This window comes from Novosphingobium sp. HNCC26BN242 (genome assembly GCF_057180525.1).
In genome coordinates, this window is record NZ_JBXUGM010000006.1 from 73,456 (window position 1) to 91,535 (window position 18,080).

The following is an 18,080-nucleotide window of genomic DNA, read 5'->3' on the forward strand; positions in this document are numbered from 1 at the left end:
CAGCAAACCGCATCTGGCAGGGTTGCACATTATCTTCTGATAAAGCAGCGACCGGCCTGATGCACATTAGTGAAATCCGGGCACTCTGCCCTCGACATGTCGGCGTTGATGTGGTGGTTTGTTTGCGCTGAGGAAACATCGGCCCTTCGGGATGGGAATGGACATGGGACAGGCGGCGCGGGTTGCAAGGTCAGTGGTTGACCGTCAAGGCTTGGAAAGGCTTGAGACACACTTCATATCGCATGAAGTTTACAGGCGGGACGATCTGGCTGAACGACAGATCCGATTGGCGCGGGCTGTTTCCAGCAAGATCATCCCGCAATTGCTGCGACTGCACACCGAAGTTGTGCCTGATGCACCGCCCATAGAAGCCGTCATCGAAACACTTGCCCCCACAAGTTCTGATATTAGCGGCCTTGCCGACATCGTGCTCGGCAACGATCTTGAGGCTGCGATGGCATACATCATCGTTCTGCGCGACAAGGGCATGTCGATGGATACGCTGTTCGTGGAACTGCTTGAGCCGACGGCGCGCTACCTTGGCCATTTGTGGGATGAAGACGAATGTGACTTCATCGACGTCACTTTGGGCGTTGCCAGATTGCAAAAACTTCTGGCAACCTTCAACAATTCCCACATGCTCCCCGGGTTGGACAAACGCAGAAATGTCTTGATGGCGGTCACACCGGGTGATCAGCATTACTTCGGCGCGACTATGGTAGAGCGTTTTCTGCTGGCAGCGGGTTGGACGGTCCAGTCTGAATTTGATGGCGATGCCGCAATGATTGCTAATCTAGCCCGAAAAGAGTGGTTTTCGGTTGCAGGACTGACTGCGGGATCCGAACATGTTCTCGAGGCATTGAGAGAGACGATCACGCTCGTCCGTAAGCAGTCCTGCAACCCGTCAATCGGAATAATGGTGGGCGGCCCGATGTTCACGAACAACCCCGCGCTAGTCCACGAAGTAGGCGCTGATTCCACTGCTCCAAATGCTCCTGCGGCAGTGCTGGTCGCGCAGAAGTTGTTTGATCTGGCTGTACTCAACGCCTGAAAAAATCCAAAAGCTTTACTGGTATGCGCATTATCCGAGACAGCATTATCCGAGACAAGGGCTACGCGCGGATTGGCGCATCTGCAAACTGATACCAACCCGCGCGTTTCACTCTTTTGCGTTATGTATCGGGCGTGATTTGCGGATACTTAATGCCAAGTTGCTCCAGATAAGTCGGGTACTTCGAAGGATCGTAATTGTACTTCTTCAACTCAGGACGGATGCGGTCCATCAGATCCTTGTTCAGGTGGATCGCCGGCTGATCTTCCGGCGTCAGCACCGGATCGTACTTCTGGTCTTTCAACTGCACGGTCTGGAAATAGGTCTTGGCATCGCTGACCAGTTTGGGCGTAGTCATCACATCAAGCACCGTCAGTGCCACCGCCTTGGCCCCGGCAATGGCGCCCTTGTGCGCAACGGGCGTTGCCATTGCGATGGCTGATGTCACGTTGTGCCCGATCATGCTGGGGATATTGGACGGGAACCGGATCGTGATCGTCGGCACGGTCCACATGATATCACCGATGTCATCCGACCCACCCCCCATCGATGGCGTGCGCGTATCCGGGCTGGACAGCGGTTCGATCGTGGTCTTCAAAGGTGCAATCTTGAACTTCAACGCTTCCTGCACGGCCTTGGTGAAGGCCTGATCGTCGGCCGACCATTTGGGCATGCCCACCAGTTTGATGTTTTCATACGCAGCTTCGGCCAATGGCTTGTTGCCATAGTTGGGCGCGGCATAGCCCAGAACCCGCTTCTTGACCGTGGTGCCGGTAGCCATGGCAGCAGCCTCTGCAATGCCGTTCCCGGTTTCATAAAGCTTGCGAATGGAATCAAAGGTCTGTTCGCGGAAATAGTACCAGACGGTCGCTTCACCCGGCACGATATTGGGCTGCCCGCCACCGTTGGTGATCACGTAATGCGAACGCTGCGTCAGCGGCAAATGCTCGCGCCGCATGTTCCACGCGATGTTCATCAGTTCAACGCCGTCCAGCGCACTGCGTCCGGCCCAAGGCGCACCTGCGGCATGGCTCGTGACACCTTTGAAGGTATACTCGACCGAGACCATGCCATTGTTGCCGGAATCGCCGTAGCTGGTGCCAAAGCTGGATGCAACGTGCGTGAAAATCGAAACATCGACGTCCTTGAACAGCCCTGCCCGCACATAATAGGCCTTGGTCGCCAGCAATTCCTCGGCAACGCCGGGCCACAGCATCAGCTTGCCCTTGATGCCGTGCTTGGCCATTACTTCCTTGGTGGCAAGCGCAGCCGCCACGATCAGCGGCATGCCCGAGTTATGACCTTCACCGTGCCCCGGAGCACCGGGAATGAGCGGCTTGATCTGCGGCACACCCGGAACCTGCGAAAGACCGAGCAAGCCATCAACGTCCGAACCGAGCGCCACGACCGGGCCATCGCCGTTGCTCCAGGTTGCGGTCCATGCCGTGGGAATGCCCGCCACACCCTTGGTGATGGTGAAACCATTCTTCTCAAGAATGCCCGTCAGGTATTCAGCGGTCTGGAACTCTTGAAAGCCCGGCTCCTGAAAACTGAAGACCGAATCCACCATTTCCTGCACCAGCTTGGCATTGCCATCAATCAAAGCCGACGCTTCAGTCTTGAGTGCAGTCGGGGCTTTTGCCTGAACTGACAGCGGAGTGCTGGCAAGCAAAAGGGCCAGTGTGGAAAGTGCCACCTTGTTCATCATGGGGATTCGCTTCCTTGGAATTGTTGAACTGTTCAGCGCCGCGAAGCACAAAGCATGACACTTCGGGGCCTAATCTGAAAACTAGAGCGCCTCACATCTTGATGCGCACGCCCATGCGAAACACGCGGCCCAGCACATCATAAAGTGCGCGATTGGTCTGCGGATAGGCCGGTGTGTTGTTGCCGGTAGGACCATTGCCAACCAGCACTGGGGCCTTGTTGGTCAAATTGCGGACCGACAGGAACGCCTGCGTCTTCACACCTGCCACTTCGAAATTGTAGCTGGCATTCATGTCAAAGTAGAAGGCACCCGGGATCGAGTTGAGGTTGACGGTGCGCCTGTCTGCCGTGGACAGAGGGCAATCGGTTTTGCAGACGATGTAGTTGTTGTTGTAAACCCCGCCGGAAACCCCGCGCGCCACGCCTTGGATGCTGAAGCCAGAATTGAAGTCGTATGCCGCAGTAAAGCGATAGGTCCAGCTTGGCAGGCCGCCAGTGTTTTGCCCGGCAGCATTGGTTTGCAGCGTCACGCCATTGTCGGTGTTCAATTCGATCGCATGGCTGGCCAGCGCGCGCAGTGTCAGATTGCCCGCACCGATCTCGCGACGATAACTCGCTTCGAAATCGACCCCGCTGCTTTCAAGGCTGACAAAGTTTGTCGGCTTGATCTCGATGCTGGTGACTGCAAGCCCGGGCGTTGTTACCCCGCGCCCGCCTGTGGTCGAAATTGCGCTACAGGCTGCGGCAATCTGCTGAAGGTAGCATTGGTCGGTCAGCGTTTGCGCAGTAAGCGAGTCGATGGAACCCGACAGGTCGATGTTGTAGTAGTCGACCGACATGGCAAAGCCCGGTATGAACTGCGGCGTCAGCACAACGCCAAGGCCGAGCGTTTCGGCAACTTCCGGCTTAAGTGCCGGATTGCCTACGGTAGATTCATTGAACTGGTTTGCGGCAATAGTGCCGTTAGGCTGAGGGACGTTGACGGTGTTTGTGCGACCTGTTCCGGGCGCAAACAGCTCCGAAAGGTTGGGAGCGCGAATATCGCGTGAGAGCGTGCCACGGAACTTGATATCGTCACTGGCTTGCCAGGTCAGCCCGGCTTTCCAGGTGGTAACCGTGCCAGATGTGGAATAGTCGGTCACACGCACTGCACCGTTGAAATCCATGCCCGACATGATCGGAATGATGGTCTCGACAAAGGCTTCCTTCACATCAAAGGCGCCTACCGTGGGCAGGTAATTCCCATAAATCCAGGTGCCGGTGGTAACCCCATTGGCCACGATCGGGCGGAACAGGTCATCAACCGAGCCAGTGACCGATTCCTTGCGATATTCACCACCCAACGCGATAGAGACCGGCCCTGCCCAGGTGCTGAACAGGTTGTTGGTCGAGAGAGTAAATGCGGCAACTTCCTGCTTGATTTCCTGTCTCCGCAGGGGCTGCAGGCCATTGTACAGGACATAATCGATCGCTGCCTGCGATGCACCATTGGTTCCGATGCGATTGAGCGGGACGCAAGCGCTATCGTTGTTGGTCAAACTGGCATCGACGTTGATCCGGCAAACAATGGTGCCTGCAGCATAACCACCAACGTTGCCAGCTTGCGCCACCACCGCGTCGGACGCCGCATTCAGGCGCGCGTTGTTCCAGGCGTTTGTCAACAACTCGTTGGTCTTGGTCTTGCCCAACTGGTAATAGGCGTCCCATTTCCAGTCCCTGCCAAACCCGTCGAACTCACCGTTTGCTCCGGCGACATAGCGGTAGACTTCACGAGTGTTGTCGCTGCCCTGAGGTGGCAAGACGATATTGCTCGTGCCAATCTGGATGGAATTCAGATTGTTGGTGACCATCGCCTGGCGCACCGAATCTGGCAGGAAGGCGTTGTCGCGCTGGATGGTGACCCCGGTGGTGGGCGTCTGCTGATAAAAGCTCTGCCCACTATACCTGCTGTAGGCGAACTGGCCGTACAATTCGAACGCCGGTGAAAATTCATAGCTGAGGCGTCCGAATGCTGACGTGCGCTTTTCAGAGGGCAGCAGCGTGGCACTGCCGCGATGTCCTGCGGTGGTGATGCCCAGATCGCCACCGACCATCCATTGGCCGCTGGTCGTGCCGAATGTCAGTTGGTTGACAGTCGCCTTACCGGTCGCAGGGTTGATTTCACCAAAATAGGTGCCACGCAATGGGCCGGTGCTGATCAATCCACCGGGCGTGAACTGGCCAGTGCCGATGTTCGACCCGATCAGGAATTCATTGGCGCACGGCGTCGAGGTTAGCGTATCGCGACAGGCAGCGGCACTGTAGGCCGGATTGTTGGCAAGAAAGTACCCGGAATCGTTCCAGTCACGGTCGATAGTCTGGATGCCGGTCTGCGTGAAGTGTTCGACCGAGGCGATGACATGACCGCGCCCTTCGGCAAACTCCTTGCCCACAGTGCCGGAAAACTTGTGGTTCGGACCATCACCATATGTCGTGACGCCATATTCGTATTCACCGGCAAACCCGGTGAATTCCTTGTTGAGGATGAAGTTGACCACGCCCGAAACTGCGTCCGAACCATAGGCCGACGATGCGCCGCCAGTCACGACCTCCACCCGCTGAATCAATGCCTGGGGAAACGTGTTGACGTCGACCGTGCCGGTTGTGGTCGAGGCGACTGAGCGCTGGCCATCCAGCAGCACCAGCGTGCGCGCAGGCCCAAGGGCGCGCAGATTTACGCTGTTCACGCCCGCAGCACCGTTGGAAAGCGAACCATTTGTGCTTGCTGCCGTGGTGGAACCGCGCACAGCAGGTAGAGTGTTGACAAAGTCGGAAATATTGGCCGGGGCTTCGGATTTCAGCTCTTTGGTGCTGATGACACTAACAGGGGTTGGCGCATCGTATCCATCGCGCACGATGCGCGATCCGGTTACAGTGATCTGGGCTGCGGGTTCACCGTCGATGGCCTGCTCGTCTGCCGCTTGTGGTGCGGTATCTACCGACTGTGCCAGCGCAAGCGATGGCAGGGCAATACAAGCAAGCGAGGCGCTGCTCAAAAGCATGTTCAAGTATGATAATTTATGGCTTTTGACGCTGATCAGTAAATCCTGCATTCTTGCCCCCAATTCACAATAAAAGCTCTTCCTCTTCAGTTTCAGCTGTGGATAGTATTCCATCATCGCTGAAGTTTGCACCGTTCACCCGTTTGAAATGGACTATTTTGAAATAGAGCACTTAGCAAAACCCTTTTTCAACAAAGGTGGATTCAGGCATTGACAGAGGGCCTACACTGCTGGCCTCATCACATATTGAAGGACGATGATATTTTGTATCGTGATATTTGTTTTTGAATGGAATCTGAGAAAGCAGATCAGGAATAGATGGATTTTCAACTTCTATTGGGATTTCGCGATGAATTCTCCAAACTTTGAGACAGATGATTTGGATTTCAGAATCCTCGAGCTGCTGGTGGCAGACGGGCGTAGCACCGATGTCGCGCTTGGTGAGCAACTGGGGCTTTCGAGTACGGCGGTGGCACGGCGGCGGCGAATCATGGAGGATGCGGGAGTTATCACCGGCTACCGCGCGCAACTCTCGATGGACGCGCTCGGCTTCTCCGGCGTCGTGCTGGTGATGATCGAACTGCGCTCGCAAGCGGAGCATCACTTGAACGAATTCGAACGCGAAGTGATCAAGTGCCCTTCGATGTCCTTTTGCGGTTTCATCTCAGGCGACACGGACTTCATGCTGATCGTCCACGTGAGTTCACTTGACGAGTACGACACGATCTATCGCAAGGAACTGTCCAACCTTCCCCACGTCGCCAAGATCCGCAGCAGCTTCGTCCTCAGGGAAGTTGCCCACCGATCGAACATTCCCGTCATCTTTGAACGCAGCCGAGCCGGAAAATCCCGGCGCACGCGATGACACCAGCGGAGCAGAACGCGCCATGAGAGCACCCCACACCCTCTACACCCGCCGCCTTGCATGGCTGCACTGCATGACCGCACTCGCCCTGTGCGCCATTGCGGCTGCACCGGCTCACGCACAAACGCAGAAAACGGCAGCCGCAGCCACTGCCCCCATGCGAATGGACGGTTTCGTGCCCATCCTTTGGGATTCGGCCAAAGCCCGCGTGCTGATCGAAGTGCCCGCATTCGACACGGACATTTTGTATTACGTTTCTGCCGCCAGCGGTGGCGGATCGGTGGAACTGCCGCTTGACCGCGGAATCATGGACACCTCGGTCATCCGCTTTCAGCGCGCTGGTCCACGCGTGCTCGTGGTAAAGATCAACACCGGATATCGGGCGACCACCGGCACCGCCCAGACCGCCAATGGCGTTGCCGATTCCTTTCCAACCTCGGTGCTGGCCAGCCTGCCGGTGGAATCCACTTCCGGCGGCAGGGTCGTAGTCGATGCCAGCGCGCTGTTCATGCGCGATGCCGCAGGCGTCGAAGCGATTCTGAAGCGCGCAAATCAGGGCGCGTACAAGCTCGACCTGGCGCGCAGCACGTTCCATCTGCCAGCAACCAAAGCCTTTCCTGAGAATTCGGAGGTTGAAACGATTATGACTTTTGCAGGCGAAGCGCCCGGCGCGCTTGTCCGCAACGTCACACCCGATGAGCGATACCGACTATGACTCGCTCTTCACCTCCGACAAACCGATTGTCTTTGCCTTCCATGGCTATCCCGGTCTGGTCCACCGGCTGACCTATCGTCGCAGCAATCGGCAGATGCATGTGCGCGGATATCAGGAAGAGGGCACGATCACGACGGCCTTCGATATCCGGGTGCAGAACAAGATTGACCGGTTCAACCTTGTCATCGACGTCGTGGACCAGCTTCCCCAAACTGCGAGCAAGGGCGCTTATCTCAAGCAGGCGATGCGCGATAAGCTTGTGGCGCATAAGGTCTATATCGACGAGCATGGTCAGGACATGCCAGAAATCCGCGATTGGACGTGGGGCGCTCCTTCGTGAATGCCTCGGCCTCGGCCTTGGCCGGGATTGCTGCGCGGCTTGTGGCGGACGACAAGGGTGTGCTGGCGATCGACGAAAGCAATGGCACCTGCAACCGCCGGTTTGCCGCTTTGGGCATCGAACAGACCGAAGAGAGCCGCCGCCGCTGGCGCCAACTCATTGTGACCACGCCGAACATCGGTGAGGCGATCAGCGGGATGATCTTCTACGACGAGACGATCCATCAGGCGACAGATGGCGGCGTGCCATTCGCCCAAGTGCTGACCGAAGCAGGCATCCTTGTCGGGATCAAAGTCGATATCGGCGCCAAACCGCTGGCCGGATTTGCGGGCGAGAGCATCACCGAGGGGCTAGATGGCTTGCGTCAGCGGTTGAAGGATTATGCTGGCATGGGCGCACACTTTGCCAAATGGCGCGCAGTGTTCGGAGCATGGGGCTACATGCCCAGCGCCGCATGTGTCGCAGCAAATGCACACGCGTTGGCGCGCTATGCAGCACTTTGTCAGGAAGCCGGGCTTGTACCGGTCATCGAACCCGAACTGTTGATGGCAGGCGCGCACAGCATCGATCATTGCGCGAAGCTTACCCATACGATCCTGAATGCCGTTTTTCATGCGCTCAACGCCCAGCGCGTTCTGCTAGAGGGCATGATCCTTAAATCGCACCGCTTCACCGGTGCAGTAACTGACTTCCATTTCCACAAGGGTAACTCTGTTCTTGATGTCGGGGTGGAGATGACAACGGCTTGGCCCGGTCATGCCGCCGGACAGTTTGCTTTTCTAAGCTTCGCAGACGCAGAACATGCACATCCTTTCACCATCTCTTCAGGCTGGGCCAATACGGGCCGACTTGGATTCAGCATCAAGGGGCTCGGGGATTATACCCGGCATCTGCCGTCCATAATCAAGGTCGGCGAGACAGTTACGGTCGAGGGCCCATATGGCCGCTTCAACTTTCGATCGTCAGGAGGTGCGCAGCTCTGGATTGCCGGAGGGGTTGGTATCACCCCTTTTATCGCCCGGATGGAAGCGCTTGTCCTTGACGGCCAGCGGCACAATGTGGACCTGATCTACTCGACCAGCGCGTATGATGACGGCTTTATTGACGAGGTTCGTAGCGCTGCCGATGCTGCCGGAGTACGCCTTCACATTGTTGACACTGGCAGAGATGGATTTGTGGATCTGGCAAAGCTGGCCCAATGGATCCCGGATTGGCGCGCTACAGACGTCTGGTTTTGCGGTCCGGCAAAGTTCGGCGACAGCCTGCATCAAGCCATGATCGCGAACGGCCTGCCCGAAAACCGGTTCCACCGTGAACTCTTCGAAATGAGATAAGCCGTCTGGGTCACGGCTAATGGAGGTCAACAAAACATCGTGCATCTGATTGCGCAGCAGATCGAGATGAATGCCAATATTGGAGCCTGAGCGTCTTGAGGCACTGCTGCACGAATCCCTGAAGACGGCTCAATCACGCGACGACAAGCAGCGGGACCAGCTGAAATCTTTGTGAAGCGCCCATAGCGATGCCGAGGCGGGCCTAACCCGTTTGATGGACCTGGTAGAGCGGGGCTTGATGGACGTTAGTGATCCGGCTCTTAGGGAGCGCATGATCGCGCTTCGCTTCTGCCGCGATGAATTGGCGGCAGAGATCACCACGCTGTCACAGCGCCTTTCGAGCGCCGACCCGACTATCACTCCAGACAAGGTCAGAAAGCTTGGCCTGTTGTTGAGCAAGCAATTGCACAGAGGGGAGCCCGAGCTACGCCAAGCTTATGCAAGGCTCTTGCTGGAGGAAGTTGTCGTGAACGACAGCCAAAATCAGATTTGCGGCTCAAAGTCCGTGTTGGCGAGAACGGTTAGCGCCGCATCCGACGACTCAGCTGACGGAGTTCCCTCTTTTGTTCGGAAATGGTGCGCCCGACGGGATTCGAACCCATGGCCCCCAGATTAGGAATCTGGTGCTCTATCCTGCTGAGCTACGGGCGCCCGTCGCAGTCTTTAAGCAGGCATCTCGATGCTGGCAACGCTTCAGTTCGCTTCCTCGGGCGGCACTACGGGCACGAGCAGCGGGGTGATGGCAATCCCCTCTTCGATCAGTTCGTGCGCTTCCTTGATGGTGGCGCGTCCGTGAATGGCAGCCACATCCTTCTCGCCATAATGCATGGCCCGCGCGTCGTCAGCGAAGGTTTCGCCTACCCATGTGGACGACTTGATCGCCTCGGCCTGCATCGCCGCCACCGCCTTGAACATGGCGATTGCTTCAGGTGGCAATGGCAAATTGGCGACGCTTTTGGGGGCTGTTTCGGTCCGAACAGTCGGCACTGTCATCTGATTACCCTTTCGCCCCACATTGGGCGCCATCACGGCCTTCCCGACGCTGGCTGATCCGCAGGCAGGGCATGATACGAGACCGCGCCCATGCTGGTCCTCAAAATCGGCGGAGGAGCCGAACCACCCCTCGAAGCGATGCCCTTGGGGCTCACATTGCAGATCAAAGACAATCATGGATCTGATCTAGGGATTTCGCGCTTGTTGACAAGGCTCGGCAACTGCCCGCGCACCTCGCCCGTTCGGACAGGGTCGATCACGGCAAAGCCCAACGAGGTCCCCTCGCCCCCGTCGTAGACAACCTCGCCCCAAGGATCGATCACCAGCGAATGGCCATAAGTTGCACGTCCATCAGCATGCTGCCCGCCTTGCGCGGCTGAAATCACCCATGCACTCGCCTCAACCGCGCGGGCACGCTGCATCAAATGCCAGTGCGCTTTGCCGGTTGGCACCGTGAATGCGGCAGGAATACGGATTGCATCGCATTTTCGCCGCCCAAGTTCTTCGAACAAGGCCGGAAAACGCACGTCATAACAGATGGCAAGGCCAAGCCTGCCGACGGGCGCATCCACCGTCACAACTTGCTCGCCGGGTGTATAGGCCGCCGATTCCCGCCACGTTTCGCCCGAGGCCAGATCAACATCAAACATGTGGATCTTGTCATAGCGCGCGGCAATCTGCCCGTGCGCGTTGATAACAAATCCCCGGTTTGCCCACCTGCCATCCTCGCGCAGCACGGCAAGCGAGCCAAGATCGATCCACAAACCATGTTCGCGCGCCGCCCACAGCGCGGCGCTCAGCACCGGATTATCTGCCTCGGCCACGATGTTTGGCGTCGCCCGCGCACGGTCCCGATCAAGCAGCCCGCACATTTCGGGCGTGAACAGCATCACTGCGCCTTCGGCAGCTGACGCCGCTGCCGCATCGACAATCGCGGCTGCATTGGCTTGCGGGTCAATCCCGCTGGTCATCTGGAACAACGCAATTTTCACAGCGTCCTGAAACAGGCTCTCGCTCACTTGCCGAGCATCATGTCCAGTTTGCCCTGCGCGTTGAGCGCTGCCAGCTGATCGGACCCGCCCACGTGAATCCCATCGATGAAGATTGAAGGAACGGTCAGGTGGTTGGGTGCCCGTTCAAGCATCTCGGCCCTTTTCGGCCCGCCCATGGTTACGTCGAATTCTTCATAGGTCACGCCCTTACCATCCAACAGTTGCTTGGCGCGCGAGCAGTATGGGCAACCCCACTTGGTATAGATTTCAACCTTGGGTGTATTCGACATGGGCACCTCGGAATGGGGTCTTGAAAAGCGGTTTTGGCTAACACACATGTGTCCACGTGTCATGCGCCGCAAGTCGGGCATGGTCACAAAACCGCCAAGGCAGGTGCCGGGTTCCGGGCCTACTTTGGCAAAGTGCAGATTGCTCAAGCTTGAGGATATTGCCATGAACCGTTTTGATTTTACCCCCTATCGCCGCACCACGGTGGGTTTTGACCGCCTGTTCGACTTGCTCGAGCGGCAGGCTCGTGCCAATGCTGGTGACAACTATCCCCCCTTCAACATCGAGCGTAGCAGCGAAGATGCCTATCGCATCACGCTGGCCGTTGCCGGGTTCAAGGCTGAGGATATCGATATCACGGCGCAGCAGAACCTGCTGGTGATCAAGGGCCAGCGGCCCGAACCAAGCGATCGCGAATACCTGCACGTGGGCATCGCCAATCGCGGGTTCGAACGGCGCTTCGAGTTGGCCGATTTCGTCCGCGTCGAAGCGGCTGACCTTGCCGATGGCCTGCTGACGATCGACCTCGTGCGCGAAGTGCCCGAGGCCATGAAGCCGAAGAAGGTGCTGATCGGAGCGCAACATGCGCTTAAGGTCATCGATGGCGATGCAACTGCTGCTGCCTGACGGGGTGGCAGGATAAAAGCAGGGCGGGCCATAAGGTCCGCTCTGCTCTCATGGCCGGTTTAGCACGGCCTCTGGCGTCACCAAGCTTCGGCAACATCAATTAGTGCATCACGATCAAGGATCGTCACTCGTCCACCCTTCAGCGCGACCATGCCGTTGTCAGCCCAGGCTGAAAGCTGACGGTTGATCTGTTCACGTGACATGCCGGCAAAGTTGCCCAATTCACCTTGGCTCAGCGCGATCTTGAGTTGATTGTCGTGCCCAACCCCCTCTGCCATCATCAGCCGCAGAAGGAAGCGTGCCAGTCTTGGCCCCGAGGTATAGGCTCGGTCAGCTTCGATCACCGCGTTGTTCTGACGCAGGCGCCGCGCCATGGCTTTAAGCAGGCGCAGCGCCAGCCCCTTGTGCTTTTCGATGATGTCGGAAAAAGCACCGCGCGTCAGCACCAGCGCTTCGACTGGATCAATCACTTCGACGGTCGCCGTGCGCTCGCCCCCGTCAAGAAACGCGATTTCGCCCAGAACGTGGCCCGGTTCGGCGTAATCGAGGATGATCTCGCGCCCGTTGGCGGCCACCATGCTGACACGGGCCAAGCCCTTCAGCACGATGAACAGTGTGGAACCCAGATCGCCCTGGCTCATCAGCACTTGCCCGGGTTTGAACGCGCGAACCTGCCCACGCGCAATGATGTCGGAAAGTTCGGCCTCTTCGCAATCGGCAAAGAGACTTTGCGCCGTCAGTGCCTCGGCCAACCGTGCAGCATCCATAACGACATCCCCTGATTGTCTGCTGCCGCAAGTAATCAGGGAACGCCGTCAATGACCAGTGATTTTGCGCACCTTAAGTGCAACGGGCCGCGCTTGATCAGACCAAACGCGCCTGTTTGACAGCAGCAGCGATGAAACCGGCAAACAGCGGATGCGGTTCAAACGGACGGCTCTTCAGTTCAGGATGGAATTGCACACCGATAAACCACGGATGATCGGGCCGTTCGACAATCTCGGGCAGCAGTCCATCAGGTGACATGCCGGAAAAGACCAGCCCACCGTCCTCAAGCCGCTCCTTGTAGGCTACGTTCACTTCATAGCGATGGCGATGGCGTTCGCTGATTTCCGTCGCGTCATAAAGGTTGGCGACATGGCTGTTGCCGGCCAGCTTCGCGACATAGGCCCCAAGGCGCATTGTTCCGCCCAGATCACCACCTTCAGAGCGCTTCTCAAGTCCTTCGGCGGTCATCCATTCGGTGATGATACCCACCACCGGCTCGTCGGTCGGGCCGAACTCGGTTGAAGAAGCACCGACAATTCCCGCCGTGTTGCGCGCGGCTTCGATGCAGGCCATCTGCATGCCCAGGCAAATGCCGAAGAACGGAACCTTGCGTTCACGCGCAAAGCGGACTGACGCGATCTTGCCCTCGGTCCCGCGCTCACCAAATCCGCCCGGCACCAGAATACCGTGCATCGGCTCCAGAACCGCGGCGATTTCGTCATCGTCCTTTTCGAACAATTCGGCATCAAGCCACTGGATGTGCACTTTAACGCGATTGGCCATGCCACCATGGACCAGGGCTTCGTTCAAGGATTTGTAAGCGTCTTGCAGGCCAACATACTTGCCGACCACGCCGATGGTCACTTCGCCTTCGGGGTTGTGATACCGGTCAACAATATCGTCCCAGCGCGAAAGATCGGGCTCAGGCGCGGTAAGGCCGAAATGGCGCAACACTTCGCTGTCCAGCCCTTCGGCGTGATACTGCAACGGCACGGAATAGATGCTTGATGCGTCAAGCGCCGGGATAACAGCCGATTTACGCACGTTGCAGAACTGCGCAATCTTGGCGCGCTCGCCATCCGGCAGCGGCTTTTCGCAGCGGCACAGCAGAATATCCGGCTGAATGCCAAGACCGGTCAATTCGCGCACCGAATGCTGCGTCGGCTTGGTCTTCAGCTCACCGGCGGCGGCGATATAGGGCACCAGCGTAACGTGCACGAAACAAGTCTCATCGCGCCGCTCGTTGTGCAATTGGCGCAGCGCTTCGATGAAAGGCAGACCTTCGATGTCACCCACGGTTCCACCGATTTCGCACAGCACGAAATCGAGATCCTCGGTTTCAGCCTGCGCAAAGTCCTTGATCGCATCGGTAACGTGCGGGATTACCTGCACGGTCGCGCCAAGGTAATCCCCGCGCCGTTCTTTGGCGATCACGTCGCGGTAAATGCGGCCGGAAGTGATGTTGTCAGCCTGCCGCGCCGAAACGCCGGTAAACCGCTCGTAATGCCCAAGATCGAGGTCTGTTTCGGCCCCGTCGTCGGTCACATAGACTTCGCCGTGTTGATAGGGGCTCATCGTACCCGGGTCGACGTTCAAATAGGGGTCGAACTTGCGGATTCGGACGCGAAACCCGCGAGCCTGCAGCAATGCCGCAAGACTTGCTGCCATAAGACCTTTGCCGAGCGAGGAGACCACGCCGCCGGTGATGAAAATGTACCGCGCCATGGGAATTGGGCCTTAACGTCAGAGGTTGCAATTGCGCAAGCGGTTACGGCTGTAATCTTTGCCGCAATCCACAAGCTTGGTTAAACGAGCTTCGGGCGAACGCAAAAAGACTGCCGCCCCCGGTATCATGAAGAACCGGGTCGGCTGCCTTGCGGTCGCAAAAACCTTTATTGTGCGGCTGCACCACCCAGTGGATCGGCGGCCGGTGCAGCGCCTGAAGGCTGTGCTGCCGCAGGCGCTCCGCCCTGTGCCGGAGCAAGCGGATCGGCTGCAGGCGCATTCTCAACCGGTGCCACGCGTTCCAGCGAAGTGTCGATCTTGCGGCTTGATGTGGTGCCGACCGCGAGTGTCGCCAGCGTGATGCTGAGAACGACAAAAGCCACAGCCAGAACCGTTGTCATACGGGTCATGAAATCAGCCGCACCGCGGGCCGACATGAAGCCCGCCGGGCTGCCACCCACGCCCAAACCGCCGCCTTCGGACTTCTGCATCAGGATCACGATCACAAGCAGAGCGGCAACGATTGCCTGGACGACGGTGAGGAAAATGAACAGCGACATGAATCTCTTACCCTTCGCGCATCAAAGCGCAGGAATTTCCGGCCATGTAGGCGCGCGAACGTCTGGGCGCAAGCGGTGGGTTTATGTGTCCGCTCAGGCCTCGACAGAACCTGCAGCCGCCACGATCGGCAGAAAGGCTTCGGCCGTCAGACTTGCCCCGCCCACAAGGGCGCCGTCAACGCCCTCTGCCGTAAGCAATTCCTGCGCATTGCCAGCATTTACCGACCCACCATAAAGGATGCGTACCTTCGCGCCAGCCTCACCATAAAGCGCCAACAGCCGTTCGCGGATGCCGCCATGCATCGTGACAACATCCGAAACGGCGGCAACCCGGCCCGTGCCGATGGCCCAGACCGGCTCATAGGCCACCGCAATCTTGCCCATGGCCAGAGGGTCGGCCGCCACATCGGCAGCAGGCATGGATCCGTCAATCTGCGCCGCTACCACCGCCTCGGCCGACCCAGCATCCCGCTCCTCAAGAGTCTCGCCCACGCAAACAATAATGCCCAGCCCGGCAGCCAGCGCCCCTTCTGCCTTGGCTTTGATCATCGCATCATTTTCTGCGTGATCCTTGCGCCGTTCGCTATGGCCCGTGATTACAAAGTCTGCGCCGGTATCCACCAGCATCGCCGCCGAAACATCGCCGGTATGCGCACCCTTGGCCATTACGTGGCAATCCTGCCCGCCCACACCCATCGCAGTCACTGCCTCGCGCAGCGCGCCGATGAGGGTAAACGGCGGAGCCAGAGCTACTTGCACATCTGGATAGCGGGCAGCTGCCCGATCAATCGCGCGCGCTTCGGCCAGCATGGCGCGGCTGCCGTTCATCTTCCAGTTGCCAACAATGTACGGACGATGCGGCATGATCGGTTGGTTCCCTGTTGTTCCCTGCAAAAACGCATCCAGATCGGGCGCGTTTCCGTTCAAGTCGGCGGGCGGCTATCAAACCTCGAATGATTCTGCAAAACGCATGATCGCATAAAATTGCCAACTTGGCAGAGCCTTGTCACATTTCCGCCACTACCGTCGGCCTTGCGCGCCCCATTGCGGGATTTGCGTTTGGCTCCTAAGGGTTCGGCAAATTATCAACAGGTGCTTGCTGGCACCTCAGTTCAAGAGACGAAAAACCGCCAATGCTCGGCTTCTTCCGCTCGTTCCTAAAGTCTCGCGTTGGCGTTGCCATTGCGCTCGTGTTCCTTGGCCTCATCGCGCTTGCCTTTGCCAGCGCCGATGTAACCGGCAGCGGTTTTGGCGGGATTGCCGGAGGTGATCGCGCCGCAAAGGTCGGGTCAAGCCGCCTCGGCACTGCCGAACTCGGCAAGGCTCTGACCGCCGCGTTCGAACAGGAACGGCAGCGCCAGCCTGGCCTTACGATGGAACAGTTCCTCGCCGCCGGCGGCATGGAAACGGTGCTGAATGGCCTGACCGATCGTCTCGCCATTGCCGAATGGGGCCAGCGCCATGGCCTCACCCCCAGCAACCGTTTGATCGACAGCGAAATCGTCAAGGTGCAGGCCTTTCAGGGCGTCGATGGCAAGTTCAGCCAGACCACCTATGAGCAACTACTGACCCAGCGTGGCCTGACCGACAAGGAAGTGCGCAAAGACTTTGGCCAGGGCCTGATCGCCCGCCAGTTGCTGCTGCCCGCCGCGTTTGGCGCGCAAATGGCCGATGAAGCGGTCCAGCGTTACGCCGCTCTCCTAACGGAAAAGCGCACCGGCACGGTTCTCCAGATCCCCTCGTTGGCCTTCGCACCCCAATCGCCACCCGATGCCAATACGCTGTTGGCCTTCTATAACACCAACAAGGCGCGCTACATGCAGCCTGAGCGGCGCACGATCCGCTACCTTGTGGTCGATGAAACCGCTCTGAAAAACGTACCCGCGCCGACCGAAGTCGAAATTGCCAACAATTACAAATCGAACACGGCAATCTACGCGCCGTCAGAACAGCGCTCGATCACGCAGGTCATCGTGCCCACCGAGGCGGCAGCAAAGGCTCTGGCCGCAGAAGTTGCCAGCAGCGGCGCGCTTGAAAGCGCGGCCCGGGCTAAGGGCCTCGTGCCCAGCAAGCTCGAAAACCAAACCCGCGACACGCTCGGCAACCAGACCGCAAAGTCCGTGGCCGATACGGCGTTTGCAGCTGCCCAAGGCGCCATCGCCGCCCCGGCAAAGTCCAGCATTGGCTGGCACGTGGTGAAGGTCGATGCGATCAATCGCAACCCCGGCAAGACGCTCGATCAGGCCCGCCCCGACATTATCAAGGCTCTGACCCTGCAAAAGCGCCGCGCTGCGCTGACCGATCTTGCCGCTCAGGCAGAGCAGGAAATTGATGGCGGCACCGGCCTTGCCGATATCGCCAAAAAGCTGAACATGACCGTCAGCACCACCGCTCCGCTTACCGCCGATGGCAGTGTTTTCGGCACGCAAGGTGAAAAGGTTTCGCCAGACCTTGCCCCGCTGGTGCAGGCCGCGTTTGCGATGGAACGCGAAGGCGAAGCCCAGCTCGCAGAATTGACCGCAGGCCTAAAGTTCGCGATCTTCGATGTCGGCCAGCTTACTGCCGCCACCGCTGCGCCGCTCGACCAGATCAAACCGCTTGTCTCGCGTGATTGGGCTGTCGAACAGGGCTCTGCCAAAGCCAAGGCTGCAGCAGACAATATCCTCGCCGCGCTGAACAAGGGCACGCCGATGGCCGAAGCCATGAAGGCCGCCGGAGCGCCACTTCCTGCGCCGCAGGCGATCGATCTGCCACGCGCCGCCCTCAACCAGATGCAGGGCCAAGTTCCTGCACCGCTCGCGCTGCTCTTCGCCATGGCCAAGGGCACGCACAAGCGCCTCGAAGGCCCGAACAAGGCAGGCTGGTTCGTCGTTTCGGTAAAAGACATCGTGCTGGGCGATGTTAAGCGCGGCGATCAGGTCTTCACGCAAGCGGCCCGTTCGTTCTCGGCCGATGCCGGTGACGAATATGCACAGCAGCTGCGCCTTGCCATCCGCAAGGAAGTCGGCGTTGAGCGCAACGAAGCCGGGATCAAGGCTGTCCGCGACCAGTTGACCGGCGCCAGCGCCCAGTGA

General features: G+C 58.5%; 16 protein-coding genes and 1 tRNA gene. 7 read left to right on the plus strand and 10 right to left on the minus strand.

The genetic code is table 11. The features are described 5' to 3' along the window. Nucleotides 1-163: 163 nt before the first annotated feature. Entirely contained in the window at nt 164-1,051 is an 888-nt protein-coding gene (locus tag AC2A1F_RS18280; RefSeq protein WP_484210217.1) for a cobalamin B12-binding domain-containing protein, read from the plus strand. A gap of 121 nt (nt 1,052-1,172) precedes the next feature. On the opposite strand, the gene AC2A1F_RS18285 is transcribed toward AC2A1F_RS18280, so the two are convergent. Together AC2A1F_RS18285 and AC2A1F_RS18290 are read right to left on the minus strand one after the other, a co-directional pair. Further along, the gene (locus tag AC2A1F_RS18285; protein WP_484210262.1) at nt 1,173-2,756 is read right to left on the minus strand and encodes an amidohydrolase; all 1,584 of its coding nucleotides are present in this window, start codon (nt 2,754-2,756) and stop codon (nt 1,173-1,175) included. Nucleotides 2,757-2,850: 94 nt separating this feature from the next. Beyond that, nucleotides 2,851-5,799: a TonB-dependent receptor plug domain-containing protein gene (locus tag AC2A1F_RS18290; RefSeq protein ID WP_484210218.1), complete on the minus strand. Its 2,949-nt coding sequence runs from the start codon at nt 5,797-5,799 to the stop codon at nt 2,851-2,853. Between the two features lie 271 nt (nt 5,800-6,070). Between AC2A1F_RS18290 and AC2A1F_RS18295 the strand changes: the two genes are divergently transcribed. The 4 genes from AC2A1F_RS18295 (at nt 6,071) to AC2A1F_RS18310 (ending at nt 9,053) form a co-directional block, all read left to right on the plus strand. Further along, the gene (locus tag AC2A1F_RS18295; protein ID WP_484210219.1) at nt 6,071-6,664 is read left to right on the plus strand and encodes an Lrp/AsnC family transcriptional regulator; all 594 of its coding nucleotides are present in this window, start codon (nt 6,071-6,073) and stop codon (nt 6,662-6,664) included. A 73-nt stretch (nt 6,665-6,737) separates the two neighbouring features. Then, entirely contained in the window at nt 6,738-7,379 is a 642-nt protein-coding gene (locus AC2A1F_RS18300; RefSeq protein WP_484210220.1) for a DUF5117 domain-containing protein, read from the plus strand. Continuing rightward, nucleotides 7,360-7,719 carry a phosphoketolase family protein gene (locus tag AC2A1F_RS18305; RefSeq protein ID WP_484210221.1) on the plus strand — a complete coding sequence of 120 codons (360 nt, stop codon included), beginning with the start codon at nt 7,360-7,362 and terminating at the stop codon, nt 7,717-7,719. Before AC2A1F_RS18300 ends, AC2A1F_RS18305 begins: the two co-directional genes overlap by 20 nt. Continuing rightward, nucleotides 7,701-9,053 (plus strand): class I fructose-bisphosphate aldolase, encoded by a 1,353-nt coding sequence (locus AC2A1F_RS18310; RefSeq protein WP_484210263.1) that lies wholly within the window; start codon nt 7,701-7,703, stop codon nt 9,051-9,053. Before AC2A1F_RS18305 ends, AC2A1F_RS18310 begins: the two co-directional genes overlap by 19 nt. A 574-nt stretch (nt 9,054-9,627) precedes the next feature. Here AC2A1F_RS18310 and AC2A1F_RS18315 read toward each other — a convergent pair. The 4 genes from AC2A1F_RS18315 to grxC all read right to left on the minus strand — a co-directional run bounded on the left by AC2A1F_RS18315 (nt 9,628) and on the right by grxC (nt 11,328). Further along, nucleotides 9,628-9,704 (minus strand) — tRNA-Arg (locus AC2A1F_RS18315). 42 nt (nt 9,705-9,746) lie between these two features. Further along, nucleotides 9,747-10,223 (minus strand): DUF1178 family protein, encoded by a 477-nt coding sequence (locus AC2A1F_RS18320; protein WP_484210222.1) that lies wholly within the window; start codon nt 10,221-10,223, stop codon nt 9,747-9,749. Then, entirely contained in the window at nt 10,220-11,017 is a 798-nt protein-coding gene (locus tag AC2A1F_RS18325) for a carbon-nitrogen hydrolase family protein (RefSeq protein ID WP_484210264.1), read from the minus strand. The genes AC2A1F_RS18320 and AC2A1F_RS18325 overlap by 4 nt, the downstream gene beginning before the upstream one ends. Before the next feature lie 44 nt (nt 11,018-11,061). Further along, entirely contained in the window at nt 11,062-11,328 is a 267-nt protein-coding gene (gene grxC / locus AC2A1F_RS18330; protein WP_484210223.1) for a glutaredoxin 3, read from the minus strand. A 163-nt stretch (nt 11,329-11,491) separates the two neighbouring features. Between grxC and AC2A1F_RS18335 the strand changes: the two genes are divergently transcribed. After that, nucleotides 11,492-11,953 carry an Hsp20 family protein gene (locus AC2A1F_RS18335; protein ID WP_484210224.1) on the plus strand — a complete coding sequence of 154 codons (462 nt, stop codon included), beginning with the start codon at nt 11,492-11,494 and terminating at the stop codon, nt 11,951-11,953. A gap of 77 nt (nt 11,954-12,030) precedes the next feature. Here the strand turns inward: AC2A1F_RS18335 and AC2A1F_RS18340 are convergent, their stop codons facing one another. From AC2A1F_RS18340 to tpiA, 4 genes are all read right to left on the minus strand, one after another. Then, on the minus strand, nt 12,031-12,720 hold the full coding sequence (locus AC2A1F_RS18340) for a Crp/Fnr family transcriptional regulator (protein WP_484210225.1): 690 nt from the start codon (nt 12,718-12,720) through the stop codon (nt 12,031-12,033). Between the two features lie 97 nt (nt 12,721-12,817). Beyond that, nucleotides 12,818-14,446 (minus strand): CTP synthase, encoded by a 1,629-nt coding sequence (locus AC2A1F_RS18345; RefSeq protein WP_484210226.1) that lies wholly within the window; start codon nt 14,444-14,446, stop codon nt 12,818-12,820. Between the two features lie 167 nt (nt 14,447-14,613). Continuing rightward, entirely contained in the window at nt 14,614-15,000 is a 387-nt protein-coding gene (gene secG, locus AC2A1F_RS18350; protein WP_484210265.1) for a preprotein translocase subunit SecG, read from the minus strand. Between the two features lie 99 nt (nt 15,001-15,099). Then, nucleotides 15,100-15,870, minus strand: coding sequence for a triose-phosphate isomerase (tpiA, locus tag AC2A1F_RS18355; RefSeq protein ID WP_484210227.1), 771 nt, complete (start codon nt 15,868-15,870; stop codon nt 15,100-15,102). 269 nt (nt 15,871-16,139) lie between these two features. On the opposite strand from tpiA, the gene AC2A1F_RS18360 reads away from it, so the two are divergent. Further along, entirely contained in the window at nt 16,140-18,080 is a 1,941-nt protein-coding gene (locus AC2A1F_RS18360) for a peptidylprolyl isomerase (RefSeq protein ID WP_484210228.1), read from the plus strand.